This window comes from Asanoa iriomotensis, assembly GCF_016862515.1.
In the GTDB taxonomy this organism is placed as follows: Bacteria; Actinomycetota; Actinomycetes; order Mycobacteriales; family Micromonosporaceae; genus Asanoa; species Asanoa iriomotensis.
The window spans coordinates 115,338-135,970 of record NZ_BONC01000011.1; the positions used below are offsets into that span (position 1 = coordinate 115,338).

Here is a 20,633-nt window from a genome sequence, read left to right on the forward strand (position 1 = left end):
TACCACTCTCTCGGTTCATAGGATCTCCACCACGACGTCCGCGGCATCGGGCACCGCGATCCGCACGACGCCGGCCTCGACCGGGCGCGTTCCGGCCTCGTCGCCGATCCGCACGGCCACCTCGGACCGGCCGTCGGCCGCGGGCGGGACGGCGACCGCGATGTCGCCGGCGCCGCCGGAGACCCGCAGCCGGACCACGGTCTCGTCGCGTTCGTAACCGGTGACCAGCACCTCTGCCGGCAGGTCGAGCAGCGGGCGCCCGTCCAGCGCGACGACCAGCCGGTCGGCGGCCCGCACCGACAGGTGTCCCTCGGTCAGCGCCAGCCCTTCGACGGACGCGGTGCGACCGGGATGCGCGAACCGCCAGCCGTCGGGACGCGGGTCCGCGAGCTCCTGGATGGCCAGGTAGCCGAGCAGGCCGCCCCAGCCCATCAGCCCGTCCGAGCGGGCCGCCAGCGGCCGCACGTCCTCCCCCGGCACGACCGGGTAGTTCTCCCGGACGTGGCTGTGCGCGGTCCACTCCCCTAGGAACAGCCGCAGCAGCGCGTCGACGATCGGGCCGCTGTGCGCGTCGAGGCCGTACCGGCGGACGCCCTCGACGGCGAGGAACGCCATGGGCGCCCAGACCCGGCCGCGCCAGTAGCGGGTGCTGAAGCCGGGGTCGTCGCGGGCGGTGCTGGGTAGCGGCGGGTAGCCGCCGAGCGCTTCGGGCGCGAGCAGCGCGTCGGCCACGGCCCGGGCGCGCTCGGGCGACGGCACGCCGGCGAGCAGCGGGTAGAGCAGCGTCGGCGAGCTGTGCGCGGAGAACTGCCCGCCGGCCCAGCGGTTGCAGTAGCGGTCGCCGTCCCACAGGAGCGCGTCGATCCGGGCTCCGGCGGCCGTCGCGTACTCCACATAGGATTCGGCGGGTTCGTCCAGCAGCGCGGCCATCACCGCCAGGGCCTCCGCGTCGACGACCTGCAGCGCGTTGAGGCCGACGTCGGCCAGGTTCATCGTGTGCGTGGCCGGGTCGAGCGCCACGTCGTCGTACATCGGTGAGTCGTCGAGGCCGGACTCGCGCCGCGCGCGGTCGACGGTCGCCGACTCGGCGTCACCCGGCATCGGGTCGGAGCCCCAGGCCAGCAGGTCGTGCGGGCCGACCCGGGCGGCCAGCCACCACGCGTGCCACGCGCGCAGCGTCGGGAAGGCGCGGCGCAGCAGGGAATCCCGCCGGGTCCGCGCCGACAGGCCGCTTCCCAGGTACGCCTTGAGCACCGTGTACGCGCCGACCGGCGGCTGGGAGCGGTCGTCGGTGCGGCCCTTGTCGTCGCTGACCCGGTTGGGCAGCATCCCGCGGGCGTCCGCCTGGTCGAGGATCTGGGCGAAGATGCCTTCCGCGTACGCCGGGTCGACCCAGCCGGCGACCAGCCCGGTGAAGAAGGTGTCCCAGGTGTGCAGCGCCCACCGGCCGTAGAAGCCCTCGCGCTCCGCGCAGACGAAGTCGCGCGAGGTCGGCGTGAGCACCCGGCCCAGATCGGGCGCGTAGATCGTGTTCCAGGTCAGGGCCCGGCTCATCGCGTCACCGCTGTCGCCGAGCCACCCACCGGTGCGCAGCCGTGGGCCGGGCTCGAGGCGGGCGTCGACCCGAGGCGCCCCCGCCGGCCGGACCCGCACCGTCGTGTCCGGGGCGAGGACCAGCATGGCGCCGTCCTGCTCCAGCGGCGACGGCTCGCATTCCAGCAGCCACGTCTCCGAGCCGTGCGTGACCACACCGTCCGGCGCGACGTCGACCGGGAGTCCCCCGAAGCCGGTCGCCTCGTCGACGAGCAGCACGGGCGCGGCGCGGCCGGCCGTTTCAGCCCGCACGACGAGGTCGTCGGGACCGCCGCTCGCCGTCAGCTTCAGCCCGGTGTCGAAGGCGGCCACCTCGACCGAGGCGAACCGCCCGTCCACCGTGTGGTGGCCGAGCCGTACCAGACCGTGGCGCCAGGTGAACCCGTCGAACAGCGTGCCGTCGTTGTCGCGCAAGGCGAACCGCAAGCGCAGCCCACCGGGCAGGTGGTTCCATCCGGTGTGGAACTGGACGTCCCACGTGTTCCAGCCGCGCGGCGCGGGCGTGCTCATCGTTCCACCTCGGCAGGGTCGGCGACCTCGATGTCCAGCGCCGCGTCGAGCAGTTCACGGGTGTACGCGTGCCCCGGCGCGTCGAAGATCCGGTCCACACCGGCGGTCTCGACGATCTCGCCGCGGCGCATCACCGCGACCCGGTCGGCGATCTGCCGGACCACGCCGAGGTCGTGCGTGATGAACAGGATCGACAGTTCGTGGCGCTCCCGCAGGTCCGCCAGCAGCCGCAGCACCTGCGCCTGCACCGAGACGTCCAATGCGGACACCGCCTCGTCGCAGACGAGCAGCCGGGGCCGCAGCGCCAGCGCCCGCGCGAGGCTGACTCGCTGGCACTGGCCGCCGGACAGCTCGTCGGGCCGGCGGTCGAGCACGGTGGCGTCGAGGCCGACCTGGTCGAGCAGGGAAAGCACGGCCGCCGTGCGGTCGCCGGACGGCGCCACCGCGGTGTGGACGGTCCAGCCTTCGGCGACGATCCGGCGCACCGTCATCCGCGGGTTCAGTGACGTGCGCGGGTCCTGGAAGACCATCTGGATCGACCGGCGCAGCGTCGGCGGCCGCTGCGCCTCCAGCGGGACCCCGTCGAACGTGATGGCGCCGGCGGTCGGCCGGGCCAGCCCGACCACGCAGCGGGCCACGGTGGTCTTGCCGGAACCGGACTCGCCGACCAGGGCCACGGTCTCGCGCTGCCCGACCGCGAGGTCGACCCCGGCGACCGCCTCGACCCGGCCGCCGCGTGGCCGCCACGGCCGGCGCGGCTTGCCGTACGTCACCCGCAGATCGCTGACCTGCAGCAGCCCGCTCATGCCAACTCCTCGGCGAAGTGGCAGGCGGTCCACCGGTCGGGCGCGACCTCCCGCAGGGCCGGCACCTCGGTGGCGCAGCGGGGCCGGGCCAGCGCACAACGCGGGTGGAACGGACAGCCCGACGGCCGGGCCAGCGGGCTCGCGGGCGCGCCGGGCAGCGGTGCGACCAGGTCCGACTTGGTGCGGACAGCGGGCACGCTGGCCGCCAGCGCCTTCGTGTACGGGTGCCGCGGCGCTCGCAGCACCTGCCGGGTCGGGCCGCGCTCGCAGACCCGGCCGGCGTAGAGCACCACGAGGTCGTGTGCGACGTGCGACATGACCCGCAGGTCGTGGCTCACCATCAGCATCGACATGTGCCGCTCCTCCTGCAGCGAGCGCAGCAGCCGCAGGATCCGCGCCTGGACGGTGACATCGAGTGCCGTGGTCGGCTCGTCGGCCAGCACCAGCGCCGGGTCGCCGGCCACGGCCAGCGCGATCATCGCCCGCTGCCGCATGCCGCCGGAGAACTGGTGCGGATAGTCGTGCGCCCGCACGGCCGGGTCGGGGATGCCGACCTGGGTCATCAGGTCGACCGCCGCCCGCGCCGCGGCGGCCCGGCCGCTGCCGTTGCGGCGCAGGATCTCGCCCACCTGGCGGCCGATCCGCTGGCTCGGGTTCAGCGCGGACAGCGGGTCCTGGAAGATCATCGAGATCTCCCGCCCGCGGACCTGCCGGCGCCGCCTGGCGTCGGCGCCGAGCAGGTTCTCCTCGCGCAGCAGGATCCGGCCGGTGGTGCTGGCGTCCTCGGGAAGCAGCCCGATGATCGCCATGGCCAGCATGCTCTTGCCGCTGCCGGACTCGCCGATGACGCCGGTGGTGCGGCCCGCGCGCACGGCGAGGCTCACGTCGTCGAGCACGGGAGTCGTGCCCGCCGGCCCGGCCAGCCGCACGCTCAGGTGCTCCACCCGCAGCAGCGGCGGGTCCGTCAGCGGCGCTGTCACGACAGGGTCACCGTCGAGAAGTCCGGCAGGTAGCTCGGGTTGGGCTCGAGGCCGTGCACCTCGGAGCGCCAGGCGTAGGCGATCTTCAGCGACATCGGGTACATGCCGACCGCGTCGGACCAGATGATCTGGCTCGCCTGCGCGTACAACTCCTTGCGCTTGTTGGCGTCGCTGATCGAGCCGGCCTCGTTGAGGACCGTGTCGAGCTGCGGGTTGCAGTAGCCGTTGCGCTTGGCCGCGCAGGTGTAGAGCCGCCCGAGGTTCGTGGCCGCGTCGAACGTCGGCGTCGAAAGCGACTGGAAGTTGATGTCCCAGCGCATCGCCAGCAGGTCCTCCAGGAAGACCGCCGACTCCTTCTCGGCCGCCTCGGCCTTCACGCCGATCTTGTTGAGGTCGGCGACGACGGCCTGGATGAACTGGCGGTAGTCGGCGCCGCTGAACTGGAGGCGCAGCTTCGTCGAGAAGTCGAAGCCCGCCGCCTGCAGCGCCGCCTTGGCCGCCGCGGCGTCGTACTTCGGTGGTTCGAGCGCGCTGTAGCCCAGCACGGCCGGCGCGAGCACCGACTTCGACACCTCGCCGGTCTGCGGGTACAACGAGGTGACGATCGTGTCGAAGTCGACCGCCTGCCACAGCGCCCGCCGCACCTCGGGTTTGGCCAGCGCGGGCACGCCCGAGTTGAACCACATCGTGTAGACCGAGGTGGCCGGGACACTTTGGACGGTCAGCCCGTCGTCGCCCTGGAGCTGCGCGACCTGGTCGTCCGGGATGCCCCAGGTGGCCTGGATCTCGCCGGTCTTCAGCGCGGTCATCCGGGCCGAGACCTCGGGGATCACCCGCATGACCAGCTTGTCGAGCTTGGGCGCACCACCGTAGTAGTCGGGGTTCGGCAGCAGTTCGAGGGTCTGGCCCGGCGTGAACGAATCGACCCGGAACGGCCCCGAGCCGACCGGCTTCGTGAACGACTGCTCCGTGACGTCGCTCGGCGTGATGAAGAGCAGCGTGAGCTTGCCGAGCAGCGCGGGGTCGGGCTTCGCCGTGCTCAGCACGACCTTCCCCGGACCGTCGGCCTTGGCGTCGATGCCCGTGAAGTTCGCCGCGTTCGGGCCCTTCAGGTCGACGACCCGCTTGATCGACGCGACCACGTCGGCCGAGTCGGCCGCCGAGCCGTCGGAGAACGTCACGCCGTCGCGCAACGTGAACGTCCAGGTGGTTGCCTGCGGGTCGACGTCCCACTTGGTCGCGAAGTCGCCGATCATCTCGCCGTCGGGCTTGGCCCGGACCAGCCGGCTGAAGATGGCCTGGCCGGCGATCTGGGTGCCGGTGGCGGCTCCCGCCGCGCCGTGCGGGTCGAGGCTCTGCGTCGGGTACGGGCTGGCGACGGTCAACGTGCCGCCGGCCTTGCCGCCCTCGGCGGCGTCACCGCCGCTGGTGGTCGAGCACGCGGCGGTGGCGGCCACGACGGCGAGGGCAAGGGTCATTCTTGCTACAGGGATGGCGCGCATCAGGGGCTCCCTTCGACGCCGCGGCCGGTGCTGCCACGGCGAGATGTGCTCCGGGCGCCGCGGCGCCCGGTGCGGTGGAAATAGGAGTTGAACTGGTCGCCCAGCAGGCCGACGTGCACCACGAGCAGGGCGAGGACGAGTCCGGGGAACGCGGAGATCCACCAGGCGGTGGACAGGTACTCCTTGCCGGTCGCGATCGTCTGTCCCCATGAGACGGACGTCGGCGGCAGGCCGATGCCGAGGAAGCTGAGGCCCGCCTCGGCCAGCACCACGAGCCCGAAGTCGGTGGCCGCCAGCGCCACCACCGGGCCGAGGACGAACGGCAGGACGTGCCGGGTGACGATCGTGCGCCGGGGCACGCCCATCACGCGGGCCGCGGCCACCCATTCGCGGTCGCGTACGGTCAACGCCATCGCCCGGGTCATGCGGGCGAACGGGATCCACCCTGTGAGCGCCAGCGCGATCACCACGACCGTGATGCTGCGGTCGAACAGGCCGGCGACGATGATCGCCAGCACGATGCCGGGGAACGCGAGCAGGATGTCGACCGACCGGCTCAGCGTGGCGTCGACGGCCCGCCCGAAATAGCCCGCGACGACGCCGACCGTCACCCCGACCAGGGCCGACAGGGCCACGGTCAGCGCGCCGATCGTGACCGACGTGCGGGCGCCGTAGACGACCTGGCCGAAGATGTCACGACCGAGCGGGTCGGTGCCGAGCAGGGCCACGCCGCCGTCGTGGGTGGTGGCGCCGGGTGGCAGCAGCCGGTCGGTGAGCCCGGTCGCGACCGGGTCGTAGTCGACCAGCAGCGGACCGACGAGCGCCACCAGGACGTAGAGGCCGACGACGGCGGCGGGCCACCAGCGCAGGAACCCCCACCAGCGGCGGCGGACGACCGGCGGCGTCTCGGCCAGGTCCGTGATCGCCCCGGTCATCGGTGCGCTCCCGTCCGGACGCGCGGGTCCAGCAGCGAGTACGACAGGTCGGCGACGAGGTTGAGCACCACGATGATCGCCGCGATCAGCAGCGCGGCGGCCTGCACGACCGCGTAGTCGCGGTTGCTCACCGACTCCACCACCAGCGAACCGAGGCCGGGCCAGGCGAAGACGTTCTCCACGACGACCGCACCGCCGAGCAGGGCGCCCATCTGGAGACCCACGATGGTCACCACGGGTACGAGCGAGTTGCGCAGCGCGTGCCCGGTGAGGATCTGCGACTCCGTCAGGCCCTTGGAGCGCGCGGTCCGCACGTACGGCTCGCGCATCGACGCGACGACGCTCGTGCGGGTGATCCGGGCGACGATCGCGGTGAACGGCAGCGACAGCGTGACCGCGGGCAGCACGATGTGCGCCGGTGTGCCCGTGCCGGAACTGGGCAGCAGGCCGAGCGTGGCGGTGAACAGCAGGACGAGCATGATGCCGACCCAGAACGTCGGCATGCCCTGCAGCAGGATCGTCAGCCCGGAGACCACGCGGTCGACGGGACCGTCCGGGCGGCGGCCGGCCAGCATGCCCAGGGCGAGCCCGACGACGACCGCGATGACCGTCGCCGTCAGCGTCAGTTCGACGGTCGCCTGGAGGCGGCCGAGCACCACGTCCATCGCCGGTTGGCCGAACCGGAACGAGTCGCCGAAGTCGAGGCGGGCGGCGTCCTTCAGGAAGGTCAGGTACTGCACGACGATCGGCCGGTCGAGTCCGAGGCGCTCGCTGAGCGCGGCCACGTCGGCCGGGCTCGCGTCGGGCCCGAGCAGGAGGGTGGCCGGGTCACCGGGCGCCAGGCGCAGCAGCGCGAACATCATCGTGCCGGCGCCCCAGAGCACGAAGACGCCGATCGCCAGGCGGCGCAGGACGACGCCGGTCATCGCCTGCGCGCCAGAGTCGTGCCGGCCACGATGGGGCAGCCGACGCTCTCCCGTACCGCAGCTCGTTCTTCGGCGTCGAGCGAACGGACCAGCAGGCGGGTCGCGGCGCGGCCCATCTCCTGCCGCGGCACCTCGAAGCCGGTCCAGGCGACGTCGTCCCGGCGGGCGCCGGTCGGGTCGCCGAGCACGACGACGCTGAGGTCGGCCGGGATGTCCAGACCGCGCCGGGCCGCGGCGGCGCGCACCTCCTCGGCGAGCAGCTGCTGCTCCGCGACCAACCCGGTGATGCCGGCGGCGACGATCTCGTCGACCAGGCCGGTGACGTCCTGCGCGGACTCCAGGGTCCAAACCGGGCCGATCAGCCGGCCGTCCGCGCGGAACGCCTGCCGGAAGCCCTTCTCACGGTCGCGGCTCGGCTGCGCTTCGCCTTCACCGATCCGGGCGTACGCGACGCGCTCGTGTCCCCGGGCGAAGAGCTGCCGGGTGAGCTCCTGGGTGGCCGCGGTGTAGTCGGCGGCGACGTAGGAGACCGGCGCGCCGGTGACCTCGCGGTGCCCCACGTAGACGAACGGGTAGCCGGAGTCGCGCAGCCGCTCGATCTCGTCGACGTTGGGGTTGCGGCCGAGCAGCAGCGCGCCGTCGGCCAGGGCAAGCCTGGTCGAGCCGTCGCGGAAGATCTGCCGGTCGCCGCCCGCGCTCGTGAACAGCAGCAGGTCGTGCCCGAGCTCGGCGGCCTCCTGCTCCATGCCGAGCAGGAACGGGAAGTAGAAGTCGACCCCGGTCGTCGGGAAGACCGGCTCGAAGGTGTAGACACCGATGATGCGGTTGCGGCCGCCGGCCAGCGAGCGGGCGGACGCGTTGGCCACGTATCCCCACTCGCGCATCGCGGCCAGCACCCGGTCACGGGTCTCGGGGCTGATCCGCGCTCCGGAGTCGCGCTCGTTGAGCACCAACGACACCGTGGCCTGGCTGACGCCGGCGAGGCGCGCGATGTCGGCCTGGGTCGGCCGTTTGGGGACGCTGCGCGCCATGCCCACCTCCTTGCTAATGCGCTTAACGGGTTGGTCGTAGAGTTTCGTTCGCGTTTCCGAGCCATGTCAAGGGCGAGTTTTCGCTGCTCCTGGTTGGACTGTCGTGGCGGCGGGCATGAAATCAGCTAATGGCCATTAGCAGCTAGCGCGCCGTTGGCTGGACGGGGTAGCGTCCCGGTGCCCGACCCCTAGGAGGTGCGATGTCCGCGGGGCATCCGATCGCCGGCGTCACCATCCCGCTCGTCACCGTGCTCGACGAGCGCGGGCGGCCCGACCCCGCCGCCGCGGGGCCGCTGCTCGCCCACCTCGCGGCCGGCGGCGTGACCGCGCTGATGCTCGCCGGCACCAACGGTGAGGGTCCGCTGCTGTCGGGTGCGGCCGTCCGCTCGTACGCAGTCGAGGTCGGCGCGATGTGGCGGTCGCTGGTCGGGCCGGAGGCGACGGTGCTGGCCACCGCACCGGGGGCCGGGAGGCGGGACACCCTCGAGCGGATCGACCTGCTCGACGGCGTCGACCTGGACGCAGTGGTCGTGCTGGCGCCGTTCTACTTCCGGCACACGCCGCGGGAGCTGGAAGCCCATTTCCAGGCTGCTGCGGGGCGGGGCCGGCCGATCGTCGTCTACAACAGCCCCGGCTACACGGGCAACCCGCTCACGGCAGCGCTGGTCGAGCGGCTGCGGTCGGTGCCCGGCATCGTCGGTCTCAAGGACAGCTCTGGGGACGCGGCATTGTTCGCGGAGCTCTGCGCGCTCGCAAGCCCCGAGTTCGGGGTGGCGCAGGGCGCGGAGGGCCAGCTCGCGAGCGGGCTGCGGGCGGGAGCGGCCGGCACGGTGCCCGGCGTCGGAATGCTCGCGCCGGCCCTCTGTGTCGACCTGGTCGCCCGGGCGGCGCACGGCGACCACGACGGCGCGGCGGTGCTGCAGGAGCGGGTCGACCGGCTGACCCGGATCTTCGCGGTGCGGCCCGGCACGAGCGGGATCGTGATGATGAAGTCGGCGCTGCACCTGCTCGGGCTCTGCCCGCCGCACGCCGTCGCCCCCTTCGAGCCGGCCACGGCGGCGGAGATCGCCGCGCTGCGGGAGCTAGTCGAGCAGGCGCCGGGCCAGCGGGAGTAGACCGGCGCGGCGCACCGGGTCCAGCGGGTCGCTCGGGCGGCCCGTGCGGTAGTCGCGCGGAGCGGCGCCGTAGGCGTTGCGGAAGCGGCGCGAGAAGTGGAACGGGTTGACGAAGCCGCAGGCGTCGGACACCGCGGCGACGGTGAGGTTGCTGCGCTCCAGGAGCACCGCGGCGTGGGCCAGGCGGATCAGCTCGACCGCGCCGACCGGGCCCCGGCCGTAGCGTTCCCGAAACAGCCTCGCGAGGTGGCCGGGTGACACGCGGGCGGCGGTGGCGAGCTCGTCGAGGTCGAGCGGGCGTGCGACACCGGCCGCCCAGGCGGCGCGGACGTGGTCGACGACGCGGCTCACGTGCCCGCTCAGGTCGTCGTCGTCCGCACCGAGCGGGCCGGCGACGAACAGGTCGAGCAGCCATGCCAGCACCTGGGTGGTCCGCGGCTCGCCGGCGCGGAGCAGATACCGGCACAGCGCGGGCAGCGGATCCGTCGCGGGCCGGATCAGCGGCCAGGTGTCGGGTGGCCCGAGCGGGCCGAGGTCGTCGACGTAGAACGTCACGTAGCCATGGGTGCAGGGCTGCTCGGTGTCCCAGGCGTAGTGCTCGCTGAACCCGGGCCGGGTTAGCAGTAGCTGGCCGGGCCGCAGCTCGTGCGGTTCCGCGCCGGTGAGCCGCCAGGTGGCCCGCCCGGTGAGCATCCAGACGAACTCGAAGCACGGGAGCACGCGCGGGCCGAGCGTGGCGCCGCGCGGGTAGTGGGCCACGGCGGGACCGTTGCGGACCCGTACCCCGATGCCCGTGGATGTCATGAACAGACAGGTTAGTCGCGCCTAGCGGGCATGGGCCGCCGGGCCGTCCACCATCAGACTGATGAGGCAGATCGGCGAAACGAAGCGAGGTAGGTGGCATGACGTCCGATGCACTGATCGAGCAGGTCCGGGTCGACGGCTACGGGGTTTTGCCCGACGCGCTGACCGCCGACGAGGTGGCGGCGATCAACGCCGAGGCGGTCCGGCTGTGCCGGGGCGAACTGGGCGAGATCACGCGGGGCAGCGTGGCCGGCGACGGCGAGTCCGACGCCGACGTGCTGCGCCGGTACCTGTGCGTCCACCACCCCCACAAGCTGTCCTCGGTGATCGCCAGGGCGCTCGCCCACCACCGGGTGGTCGACGTGCTCACGCGGGTGATCGGCCCCAACGTCAAGGCCATGCAGTCGATGCTGTTCATCAAGGCGGAGGGCCGGCCGGGCCAGCCGTGGCACCAGGACGAGTACTTCATCCCGACCCGCGACCGGTCGCTGACCGCGGTGTGGATCGCGCTGGACGACGCCACGATCGAGAACGGCTGCCTGTGGGTGCTGCCCGGCTCGCACCGCCGCGGCGTGCTCTACCCCGACCGGGACCAGGACGACCCGCGGTTCGACTGCTCGATCGAGGCGCACGACTTCCCGTACCGGGACGAGGACGCGGTCCCGGTGGAGGTCCCGGCCGGCGCGGCGGTCGTCTTCAACGGCTACCTGCTGCACCGCTCGCTGCCGAACTCGGGCCGGCACGGCTACCGCCGGGCGCTCGCCAACCACTACATGAGCGCGGAGTCGCCGCTGCAGTGGCGGGTCCCGGCGGACGAGCCGCCGGCCCGCTGGGACTTCCGCGACGTGGTCCTGGTCGCGGGCGAGGACCCGTACGCCTACAAAGGGACGGCCGACATCACCCGGGCATACGTACGCCCCGACAAGGACGGCGGCTGCGACCGCTGAGGCTGGGTCAGGGTTCCGGCAGACGCTCCAGCCGCGTCCAGCCGCCCCAGCCGCGTTCGCGCAGCATGTCCAGCAGTCGCTGCGCCCGTGGGTCGGACTCGAGGGGAAGCGCGTCCAGCAGGTCGACGGCCAGGTCGTCGTTGGCCATCTCGTCGAGGTTGAGCTCACCGGCGGCGTACGCCTGCTGCGCCAGGCTCGCCATGATGTCGGCGGCCTCCACCAGCCGTGGGTCGTCCTCGGTCGCGTCGTCCTCCAGGAGCTCGGACAGGATCCGGTACAGCCGTACCAGTCGCGGGTCCTCGATCTGCACCAGTTTCGAGGCGATCACATCGCCGATCGAGTCGGGCCAGCGGGCCGCGACCAGGATCCACCCTTCCCGCTCGGCGGCCACCATCCGTTCCGACGCCCCGATCTCCCGGAGCCGATCGAGATAGGCGGTCACCTCCGGCGGGAGCGCCAGGCTGTCACCGGCGGTGAGCTGCGCGATCTGCTTGCGGCTGGTCTCCAGCCGGTCGATCTCGTCGCGCAGGTCACCGTCGATCCGCTCGACCTCCTCGGCGAAGCCGCGCGGGTCGGCGTCGAGCATCTGGCCGATCCGCGACAGCGGCACACCGGCGTTGGCCAGGGTGCGGATCTTGATCAGGGCGATCACGGCCTTGGCGCCGTACCGCCGGTAACCAGAGGCGTCCCGCTCGGGCTCGGGCAGGAGCCCGACGTGGTGGTAGTGCCGCACCGCCCGGACCGTGACTCCGGCGTACGACGCCAGTTGGCCGATCGTCAGCATGTGCCGATCCTGCCCGCTCAGGAGGTCCGGCGACGATAGGTGAGGTTGGCGAACGCGTACGCGACGACGAGGATGCCCACGCACCAGGCGAGGGCGACCCACAGGTCGGTGCCGACCGGCTGCTCGGTGAACAGGTTCCGGACCGCGTTGACGATCGAGGTCACCGGCTGGTTCTCGGCGAACGCCCGCACCGGCCCGGGCATGGTCTCCGTGGGCACGAACGCCGAGCTGATGAACGGCAGGAAGATCAGCGGGTACGAGAACGCGCTCGCACCGTCGACGCTCTTCGCGGTGAGCCCGGGGATCACCGCGATCCAGGTCAACGCCAACGTGAACAGCAACAGGATGCCGGCGACGGCGAGCCAGGCGAGCACACCGGCGCCCGACCGGAAGCCCATCACGAGGGCGACGCCGACGACGACCACGAGCGAGATCGCGTTGGCGACCAGCGAGGTCAGCACGTGCGCCCAGAGCAGCCCCGACCGGGCGATCGGCATCGACTGGAACCGCGCGAAGATCCCGCCCTGCATGTCGCTGAAGAGCCGGAACGCGGTGTACGCGATGCCCGACGCGATGGTGATGAGCAGGATGCCGGGCAGCATGTAGTTCACGTACGTGACCGTCCCTGTGTCGATCGCGCCGCCGAACACGTACACGAACAGCAGCATCATCGCGATCGGCGTGATCGCGGTCGTGATGATGGTGTCGAGGCTGCGCGTGACGTGCCGCATCGTCCGTCCGGTGAGGACGGTGGTGTTGCTCCAGAAATGGCTGGCCATGGTCGTCACCTACCCGCGCCGACGACGGCGAAGAAGACGTCCTCGAGCGAGGGCTGCTTCTCGACGTACTCGACCTTGGCCGGCGGCAGCAGCGCCTTGAGCTCGGCCAGGGTGCCGTCGACGATGATCCGGCCCTCGTGCAGGATCGCGATCCGGTCGGCGAGCTGTTCGGCCTCCTCCAGGTACTGGGTGGTGAGCAGGACCGTCGTGCCGCCCTCCGCGAGCTCCTTGACGGCCTGCCACACCTCGACCCGCGCCTGCGGGTCCAGCCCGGCCGTCGGCTCGTCGAGGAAGATCACCGGCGGGTCCCCGACGAGGCTCATCGCGATGTCCAGCCGGCGCCGCATGCCACCGGAGTAGGTCGCCGCCCGCCGGGCACCCGCGTCGGTCAACGAGAACCGGCTCAGCAGCCGGTCCGCGATCCCGCCCGGATCCTTCAGGCGGCGCAACCTGGCGACCAGGACGAGGTTCTCCCGCCCGCTGAGGATCTCGTCGACCGCCGCGAACTGCCCGGTGAGACTGATCGACTCCCGCACGTCGCCCGCCTGCGTCGCCACGTCGAACCCGTTGACCCGCGCGGTCCCGGCGTCGGACTTGAGCAGGGTGGCCAGGATGTTCACCAGGGTGGTCTTGCCGGCCCCGTTGGAGCCGAGCAACGCGAAGATGCTGCCTGGCGCCACCGCGAGATCCACGCCGCGCAGCACGCGCAGCTCCTTGTACGCCTTCTCCAGACCCCGCACGTGGATCGCGGGCCCGGGCGTCGGGGGAATGCTCATGCCCGCCAGCATGGAGGGTTGACGCAGCGTCAAGGTCAAGCCTCGGGGCCGCCTGGTGTTCGCTCGACCAAGAGGTCCGGGTTGTATACCTTGAGGCGCGCTTGGACGGCCGGCAACAGGTCCACCCTCAGCCGCGATCTGAGCACCCGCAACGCGTCGGGAGTTGAGACCTCGGCGAGCGCCTTCAACAGCACGTTCGCCTCACCCCGCTTCGTTGTCTCATCCAGCGCGGCGATCAGCGCCGCGGTTGCCGGTTCGCCGCCGATCGCGGCGATCACTTTCGCCGCCGGCTCGACGTTGCCGGGATGCCGCCGCAGCAGTGGAACGAGCCGCGGAAGCAGTTGCGGACCGGCGACGAGACGCAACGTGTCAGCGGCGAACTCTGCGACCGACCCTTTCGATGACGACAGGTAGCCGAGAAGCTCGTCCACGATCTTGGCGTCGACGGCAGCCGCGGCAGCGATCAAGCTCCGCACACCCGACGACTCGTGAAAGGAAAACCCGATGCTCGTTTCCAGCAGGTTGGCGCGCCTCTGGAGCAGCCCCGCGATGTCAACCGCGTCGGCAACATCCGGCGAGCCCTGGTAGCCGGTCATGATCTCGCCGATCGAATCATCAGCTCGCCAGGCGACAGCGATGTCCGCGTCCTCGGTGAGCGTGACCAACAGACCGAGTCCGCTCACGCTCCTGACGTCACCCAGGGCGAATGCCACGTTGTACCGGGTTCGGTCGTCGTCGCTGGCACACAACGGGGCGAGTGCGATGACGGCCGCCTCGCCCGCGACACCCCATCGTCCGGGCCGGATGGCCTGCTCCGCATCGGGGAAACGCTCCAATAAGGCGTCTTGTGCCGCTTGGCCGCCGATCTCGCCGAGGCTGTAGGCGCTGACGGCCAAAACTGCCGGATCCAGCGACCGCAATCGCGCCGCGAGCCGTCTCACCACATGCTGTGTGCCGATGCCGACGAGAGTCGCGGCCGCCGACCAACGCGCCTCCGCGTCGTCGTCGACGACGGCGATCAGCGCATCAACCACGTCCGTCGTGGGCCAACCTGCGAGCGCCCGGGCGCTCGCGCTGCGGGCGTACGCGTCGCCGGACCGCAGGGCCGAGAGCAGTTCGGGCAGATCCTGGGCCTTGGCGACCGCCCCCGCGCGGTCATGCGCTTGCTGGGCCTCGGTGGACCACCACGCGTAATCGGCGGCGTCCGCCGGCGTGGTCTGCGGCCCGTCTCCAACGTCGGCTGCGCCATGCCTGATCTGTTCTGCGGGAGCAGAGGGGAGTTCGCCGGCGCGCGCAGATATCCGCCGGCGTGCCGCTTCGATGACGTCAGCGAGTCCGTCATCGGTATTCGCCCCCAGCTCGTCGAGTTGAGGGAACACGCCTGGGTCGGCCAACTCGCCGACCAACCGGATCGCCTGGCGCCTGGCGTTGCCTGTTTCCGTTCGCAGCATGCGCAGCGCGATCGGCAGCACATCGTCAGCCTCGAGCCTGCGATGCTGGAGGATCCCCACGAGCGTCCACGCCCCTTGCTCGCGGACGTGCCGATTGGGATGTGTCAGACACAGCACCAGTCCTGGATCGCCGGCCGGACCGAGTTCGGCGATGAGCCGGACGACATGATTTCCGATCATGGCTAGAACATGCTCCGGAGGTTTCTGGCATCGGCCGCCTCGAGAATGAACGGGATGGCGTCCGACGAACGGGTGGCGACGAGGAGCGTGAGCTTGCCTTTGTAGGCACCGTCCGACAGCCACAGAACGCCGCCGTCGCCGTCGTTCAGGAACTCTTGGGTGTCCGGCTCCACCGGGATGGCGGAGATCAGCTCAACGACGCGGCGGCGGGTCGCGTCGCCGCTCACGGCGGCGATCCTGGCCGCCAACATCGGATCCACCCGATCGAAGGCCAACGTCGCCAGCCGAAGAGTGGTTTCGTCATCGGCGATCCCGGCCATGAACAGCAGTGTCTCGCTCCATTTCACGAGATTCAGATAGTCCGCACACAGAAGGTCGTCGTTCAGATCTGACAGCGACCGCAACAAGTGCTCCGCTGCGTAGTAGTCCTGGATCACCTGATGCGGAAACTGCAGCTCGGAACCGTTCTTCGTCAGCAGGTGGTGTTTGTGCAACGCCCCGATGCACTGGATCGCCAATGCGTCTGGGGCGGGCGCGCGGCCCGATAGGTAGCCGCGGACCACCTCCTCGGCGTCATCGAGCTGAATGGTCAGTCGGCCGTCGAGGCTCCCGCCGTTCCAGGTCATCGCATGGGCCAGCGCGGCCAACGCCTGGGACCACCATTGCCGCACGGGGTCGGCGATGTGCAGGTCGGCTTTCATCTGCAGCTCGTAGACGGAGCCGAACGAGCGCAACGTAGTGCTCAGCTGGGCTGGCACCTCCTTGCGGTCACGGTAGATGACGCACAGCATCGACAGGAACAACGGGATCCGCGAGAGGGCGTCCACCGTGGTCGTCGCCGCATTCCAGAACGCGTCGTTTTCAGCCGCCCCGAGCCGCGCCCGCGTGAATGTCGTCGCCGCCGCCCGGTCGAAGTCGAGCAGGGCGTAGACGTCCGCGTCCGGGAGAAGGTTCTGATCGGTGAGGTCGCGCGTGGTGGCGATCACCGGGACGTCGAACGTGAGCAGGAAGTTCTGGAGGCTGGTGCGCGCCGATGCCGACGGGAGTTCGTTCAGGCCGTCGAGAAGCAGTAGGAACTTGTCCCGCTCGAGTCGTTCGCGTAGGTCCTCGGAGCTCAACGGAAGTCCCTGACTGTGCAGGGTGTCCCGTAACAAATCCCACGCAGAGGTCTCCAGATGGCGCAGACGCAGCAGCACCGGGATCGGTTGACCCCGCTTCGCCTGGTGCAACCCCACCTGCTCGTAGAGGACCCGTTCCAACACGGTGGTCTTACCCGCACCGGGCCCGCCGACAAGCAGCGTCCGACGGGAGCCACGCCGAATCAGACAGGTAAGCGCCTCCACGGGCGTATCGTCGTGCCGCCGTTCGCCCGGCGTGTCGTCGGTGAACAACGCATGCCTCATCAACTCCTCAGCCGGTGGAAGAGTCGACCCGGCGCTCTCGCCGGGCGCCGAGACGCGGGCTGTCGGCACCCGGACAAGATTCAAAGCGACGTAGTTCCGTGCCCAGTGCGAATAGTCACGAATGAGGCGATCCACATAGCTCGACAGTGACGTCGTATCGTCCTCATCGGATTTTCCTTTGCTGGCATGGAAGACGTCCCATACCAGCAAGGCGAGAACAAAGATGACGAAGCCAACCACCACCGGGCCCGTAGCGCTCGATGTCACCAGGTTGGTGAGCAGCGAGACCACAACAGCGAGCAGTGCTGACACGGCAGCGGTCAATCCTCTGCGCCTGCGCCGATCGCCCACGTACCACCCGATTCACCAGAACATCAATGGACGCTCGCGCAAATCGTAGTCGGTGGGCACCGATTACAAAGTGTCGAGCGACGCCCGGCGTCGGGACTCCGCCTCGAAGAGGGTGAGCAGGACGGCTGCCACCACGGCGTATACGAGCCCGACCAGGGCCTCGCGCCACAGCGACGGCAGCGCCGCGCCGAAGCCCTCCCCGGCGACGAGCAGGCGGGCCGCCGACGCCGCGTGCGTGATCGGCAGCCAGCCGCCCACGACCCGCATCCACTCCGGCAGGTGCTCGGCCGGCACGTTGACCCCGGTCAGCAGCAGCATCAGCGCCAGCGACACGTTGGAGATCAGCCACACGTCACGGAACCGCAGCCCGAGTGCGCCCAGGGTCAGCCCGAAGCACGCGCACGACAACGAACCCACCGCGAACGTCACCGCCAGGCCCGGCACGGCCGAGGCGGGAATCCGCAGGCCGAGCAGGAGCGACCCGACGGTCAGCGTGAACACGGCGATCAACAACCCGTTACCGGCGTACGGGAGGGCCCGGCCCAGGAAGATCAGCGTGCGCGACCGGGGCGAGAGCAGCACGTGGCCGAGCGTGCCCCAGCGGCGCTCGTTCGCGATCGCGATCGTGCCGCCGAACACGCAGGCGAGCGTGGCGGAGAGCACCGCGTTGCCGACGATGTAGAAGGTGTCGTCGGCGACGCCGAGCTGGCGGCCGAGATAGGCGAAGAACAGCAACTGGAACAGCGGCGCGACGAGCAGGGTGCCGACGAACATCGACGGCGTCGCCCAGTTGAACAGGGCGCGGTAGGCGATCACGCCCCCGACGGTGAGCAGGCGCACGGAACTCCTCAGGCTAGGGCGAGGGTCGCGTTCGCGCGGGCGCGACGCTCCACGTAGGACATGACGGCGGCGCCGGCGACCAGGCACACCGCGCTGATCGCGAGGCAGGTGCCGAGCGACGGCCAGACCGGGCCGGCGCCGGTGACCGACTCGCGGACCGCGCGGGCGGCCCAGGTGGTCGGCAGCGCCGCGCCGATCGGGCCGGTCCAGCCGGGCAGCACGGTGACCGGCACGAGCATCCCGGAGACCAGCCAGACCGGATACTCGAGGGCGTTGTTCACCGCGTTGGCGTTGGGCACCAGCACGAACGTCGACGCCAGCAGCAGGCCGAACATGCCCAACCCGAGGATCGCCGCGGGCACGGCGACGGCGAACGCCAGCGGATGCGCGATGTCCAGCGGGATCCGGTAGACCAGGCCGCCCCAGAGCAGGGTGGCGACCATCGCGTACGTGCCGGTGACCGCGGTCGCCAGCGTGATCGGGAAGATCAGCAGCGCGGGCGGCCGCGGCGAGAGCATCAGCATCTCCAGCGTGCCCTGCCACCGCTGGGTCTGGATCGCGCCGCCGGAGCCGAACAGGACCGAGCTCCAGACCGCCATCATCCCGGCGCCGATCGCCGCCTCCAGCATCCGGTGCGGCTCGGTCCCGGCGCGGAACAGGTAGACCGCCAGCGTCGCCTGCACCAGCGGGATGATCAGCGCGGTGGCGATCTCGAACTGTGACCGGCTGAACTGCTTGACGTGCAGCAGCGTGCCGAGGGCGACCAGCCGCACGACCCTCACGCGGTCACCGTCGCGGGCGTGCGGTCGACCCCGTTGACGATCGTGACGTACGCGTCCTCGAGCGTCGGCTGCCGGGCGGTGACCCGGCCGAGCCGCACCCCGTCGAGCGCCCGCAGCACGTCGGCCTGCACGTCGACCGCGGCGTCGGACTGCACGGTCAGCACCTGGCTGGTGCCGAGCACCTCGACGCTCGCCTCGCGTACACCTGGCAGCAGGTCGATGCCTTTGACCTGCGCGTCGGTGACGCCGAAGGCCTGCACCTCCAGCACCCGGCGACCCTGCGCGTAGTGCTTGAGCTCGTCGGCGGTGCCCAGCGCCTGGATCTCCCCGCCCGCGATCACCGCGATCCGGTCGCACAGCTCCTCGGCCTCGGCCATGTAGTGGGTGGTGAGCAGCACGGTCGTCCCCGTCGCGGCCAAGCCGGCGACCGTGCTGCGCAACTCCCGGGCGGCGACCGGGTCGACACCGATCGACGGCTCGTCGAGGAACAGGACCTCCGGCTCGTGCAGCAGCCCGCGGGCGATGTGCAGGCGCTGCCGCATGCCCCGCGAGTAGCCCTCGACCCGGTCCCGCTCCCGCCCGGCGAGGCCGACCAGCTCCAGCAGTTCGGCGATCCGCCGCTTCTGCCGGGCCGCCGGCACCCCGTAGAGCTCCGCGAAGTAGCGCAGGTTGTCCAGTCCGGACAGTCGGTCGTAGAGCCCGCGGTCGCCGCCGAAGACGTACCCGATCCGCTTGCGTACCTCCCGGGTCTGCGACACCACGTCGAAGCCGCACACCCGCGCGGTGCCCGAGGTCGGGATCAGCAGGGTGTTGAGCATCTTGATCGTGGTGGTCTTGCCGGCGCCGTTGGGCCCGAGCAGGCCGAACAGCTCGCCCCGGCGGACGTCGAGGTCCACGCCGCGGACGGCGTCGATCGCCACCCGGCGGGGGTTGAGCCACCCGGTGCGGGTGCGGTAGGTGCGGCGCAAGTCGCGCGCCTCGATCGCGAGAGCCATGCCGGGGACGCTAGGTCGCGCCCGCCGTCGCGGATACGAATTCGGCCTAGGCCGAATGCTCGCGGCGTCCGTCTCCCAACAGGTTGAGCAGCGCGGTCCCGGCCGGCTCCAGGGAGTAGAGCACCCGCCGGCCGGCCCGGCGCCGGTTGACGACCCCGGCCGCGGTGAGGGCGGCCAGGTGCTCCGAGACCGTGCTGGGCGCGAGGCCGAGGGTCGCCGCCAGGCCCACGGTGGTCGACGGCCGGGAGAGCGCGTCGAGTACGGCGGCCCGCCCGCGCCCGAGCAGGATGGCCAGGCGGTCCGGCGCGGGCTGCGGCCGGCCCTCGGCCAGGACGGCAGCACCGCGCGCCTGGTAGGAGACGGCGATGACCTCGGGGTGGTCGGTCGAGCACATCAGCGCGCCGGCCGAGAAGATCAGCGGGATCAGCAGCAGGCGCCGGTCGACGGCGTTGAACGAATAGTCCAGGTGCTTGACCAGGGTCAACACCGGGCGCTCCCAGGTCACCCGCTGGTGCAGGCCGGTGAGCAGCGCGTCGGGCCCGTCGGCGGCCAGCGCCCGCGCCCGGTGCAGCACCTCCTCGTCGAGGGCGGCCCGCATCACCGGCCAATAAGGTGCCATCGCGGCTTCCCAGTAAGCGGCGAGAGCATCGGCGACCTGGGCGAACGCCCGTTCCGGGTCGTCCCGGAACGGCCGGATCCAGTCGGGCGGGTCGCCGCCGTAGTAGCTGTCGAGCTGCTCCTCGACCACGGCTTGTGGCGTGTTGCAGAGCCCGTGCAACTCCTCGTCGAGGGTGGGCGCGGCCCCGGGCGGGATCGGCGTGAGGAAGTCCGGCGAACGGGGCAGGGCACTCAGGTAGAGCCGGATCGGGGCGGCGGCGGGCAGGTCCCGCAGCACGTCCCGGGCCCGCGCGGCCCACCCGGCGTACGGCCAGGGCACCTCGTGGGGGTTGCGCTCGATCAGATAGAGCCCGACCACGGTCTCCCAGAGCGGGCTGATCGCGATCCGGGTGCGATCGAGCGTGGGCGCGTCGAGCTCGATCCGGATCACGAGTGGAGAATAAGTCGCGCGCGGTCGTTGTTGGTGGTCAGGTAGCCTTGTGTGCAATAGGCGATGATCCGGCCATCACCGGTGAGCCTCCGGAA

19 protein-coding genes are annotated in these 20,633 nt (G+C 71.3%); 2 read left to right on the forward strand and 17 right to left on the reverse strand.

Going from position 1 to position 20,633, the window contains the following annotated elements; all coding sequences use genetic code 11:
- Positions 1-15: 15 nt before the first annotated feature.
- The 7 genes from Air01nite_RS10685 to Air01nite_RS10715 are packed head-to-tail and all read right to left on the reverse strand — an operon-like array spanning position 16 to position 8,283.
- Positions 16-2,103, reverse strand: coding sequence for an MGH1-like glycoside hydrolase domain-containing protein (locus Air01nite_RS10685; RefSeq protein ID WP_203701837.1), 2,088 nt, complete (start codon positions 2,101-2,103; stop codon positions 16-18).
- Positions 2,100-2,909 (reverse strand): ATP-binding cassette domain-containing protein, encoded by an 810-nt coding sequence (locus Air01nite_RS10690; protein ID WP_203701838.1) that lies wholly within the window; start codon positions 2,907-2,909, stop codon positions 2,100-2,102. Before Air01nite_RS10690 ends, Air01nite_RS10685 begins: the two co-directional genes overlap by 4 nt.
- A complete protein-coding gene (locus Air01nite_RS10695; RefSeq protein WP_203701839.1) occupies positions 2,906-3,889 on the reverse strand; it encodes an ABC transporter ATP-binding protein in 984 nt (327 codons plus the stop codon). The genes Air01nite_RS10690 and Air01nite_RS10695 overlap by 4 nt, the downstream gene beginning before the upstream one ends.
- On the reverse strand, positions 3,886-5,391 hold the full coding sequence (locus Air01nite_RS10700; RefSeq protein ID WP_203701840.1) for an ABC transporter substrate-binding protein: 1,506 nt from the start codon (positions 5,389-5,391) through the stop codon (positions 3,886-3,888). Before Air01nite_RS10700 ends, Air01nite_RS10695 begins: the two co-directional genes overlap by 4 nt.
- The gene (locus Air01nite_RS10705) at positions 5,391-6,326 is read right to left on the reverse strand and encodes an ABC transporter permease (RefSeq protein WP_203701841.1); all 936 of its coding nucleotides are present in this window, start codon (positions 6,324-6,326) and stop codon (positions 5,391-5,393) included. The genes Air01nite_RS10700 and Air01nite_RS10705 overlap by 1 nt, the downstream gene beginning before the upstream one ends.
- Positions 6,323-7,252, reverse strand: a complete 930-nt coding sequence (locus Air01nite_RS10710; protein WP_203701842.1) for an ABC transporter permease — start codon at positions 7,250-7,252, stop codon at positions 6,323-6,325. The genes Air01nite_RS10705 and Air01nite_RS10710 overlap by 4 nt, the downstream gene beginning before the upstream one ends.
- Positions 7,249-8,283, reverse strand: coding sequence for a LacI family DNA-binding transcriptional regulator (locus tag Air01nite_RS10715; protein WP_203701843.1), 1,035 nt, complete (start codon positions 8,281-8,283; stop codon positions 7,249-7,251). Before Air01nite_RS10715 ends, Air01nite_RS10710 begins: the two co-directional genes overlap by 4 nt.
- 200 nt (positions 8,284-8,483) lie before the next feature.
- Between Air01nite_RS10715 and Air01nite_RS10720 the strand changes: the two genes are divergently transcribed.
- On the forward strand, positions 8,484-9,398 hold the full coding sequence (locus Air01nite_RS10720) for a dihydrodipicolinate synthase family protein (protein ID WP_203701844.1): 915 nt from the start codon (positions 8,484-8,486) through the stop codon (positions 9,396-9,398).
- Here Air01nite_RS10720 and Air01nite_RS10725 read toward each other — a convergent pair.
- Complete coding sequence (locus Air01nite_RS10725; protein WP_203701845.1) at positions 9,366-10,202, reverse strand: helix-turn-helix transcriptional regulator; 837 nt, start codon at positions 10,200-10,202, stop codon at positions 9,366-9,368. The two genes, Air01nite_RS10720 and Air01nite_RS10725, sit on opposite strands and share 33 nt — an antisense overlap.
- A gap of 98 nt (positions 10,203-10,300) precedes the next feature.
- On the opposite strand from Air01nite_RS10725, the gene Air01nite_RS10730 reads away from it, so the two are divergent.
- Positions 10,301-11,149 carry a phytanoyl-CoA dioxygenase family protein gene (locus Air01nite_RS10730; RefSeq protein ID WP_203701846.1) on the forward strand — a complete coding sequence of 283 codons (849 nt, stop codon included), beginning with the start codon at positions 10,301-10,303 and terminating at the stop codon, positions 11,147-11,149.
- Positions 11,150-11,156: 7 nt separating this feature from the next.
- Here Air01nite_RS10730 and Air01nite_RS10735 read toward each other — a convergent pair whose 3' ends face one another.
- From Air01nite_RS10735 to Air01nite_RS10775, 9 genes are all read right to left on the reverse strand, one after another.
- Positions 11,157-11,933 (reverse strand): MerR family transcriptional regulator, encoded by a 777-nt coding sequence (locus Air01nite_RS10735; protein WP_203701847.1) that lies wholly within the window; start codon positions 11,931-11,933, stop codon positions 11,157-11,159.
- Between the two features lie 17 nt (positions 11,934-11,950).
- The gene (locus Air01nite_RS10740; protein WP_203701848.1) at positions 11,951-12,712 is read right to left on the reverse strand and encodes an ABC transporter permease; all 762 of its coding nucleotides are present in this window, start codon (positions 12,710-12,712) and stop codon (positions 11,951-11,953) included.
- Between the two features lie 5 nt (positions 12,713-12,717).
- Positions 12,718-13,500, reverse strand: coding sequence for an ABC transporter ATP-binding protein (locus Air01nite_RS10745; protein WP_203701876.1), 783 nt, complete (start codon positions 13,498-13,500; stop codon positions 12,718-12,720).
- Between the two features lie 23 nt (positions 13,501-13,523).
- Positions 13,524-15,119: a HEAT repeat domain-containing protein gene (locus Air01nite_RS10750; RefSeq protein WP_203701849.1), complete on the reverse strand. Its 1,596-nt coding sequence runs from the start codon at positions 15,117-15,119 to the stop codon at positions 13,524-13,526.
- 2 nt (positions 15,120-15,121) lie between these two features.
- Positions 15,122-16,834 (reverse strand): NACHT domain-containing protein, encoded by a 1,713-nt coding sequence (locus tag Air01nite_RS10755; RefSeq protein WP_203701850.1) that lies wholly within the window; start codon positions 16,832-16,834, stop codon positions 15,122-15,124.
- Positions 16,835-16,936: 102 nt separating this feature from the next.
- Complete coding sequence (locus Air01nite_RS10760; RefSeq protein WP_239090641.1) at positions 16,937-17,713, reverse strand: ABC transporter permease; 777 nt, start codon at positions 17,711-17,713, stop codon at positions 16,937-16,939.
- Positions 17,714-17,721: 8 nt separating this feature from the next.
- Positions 17,722-18,495, reverse strand: coding sequence for an ABC transporter permease (locus tag Air01nite_RS10765; RefSeq protein WP_239090642.1), 774 nt, complete (start codon positions 18,493-18,495; stop codon positions 17,722-17,724).
- Positions 18,492-19,490, reverse strand: coding sequence for an ABC transporter ATP-binding protein (locus tag Air01nite_RS10770; RefSeq protein WP_203701851.1), 999 nt, complete (start codon positions 19,488-19,490; stop codon positions 18,492-18,494). The genes Air01nite_RS10765 and Air01nite_RS10770 overlap by 4 nt, the downstream gene beginning before the upstream one ends.
- Positions 19,491-19,536: 46 nt before the next feature.
- Positions 19,537-20,538, reverse strand: coding sequence for an ArsR/SmtB family transcription factor (locus tag Air01nite_RS10775; RefSeq protein WP_203701852.1), 1,002 nt, complete (start codon positions 20,536-20,538; stop codon positions 19,537-19,539).
- Between the last annotated feature and the right edge of the window lie 95 nt (positions 20,539-20,633).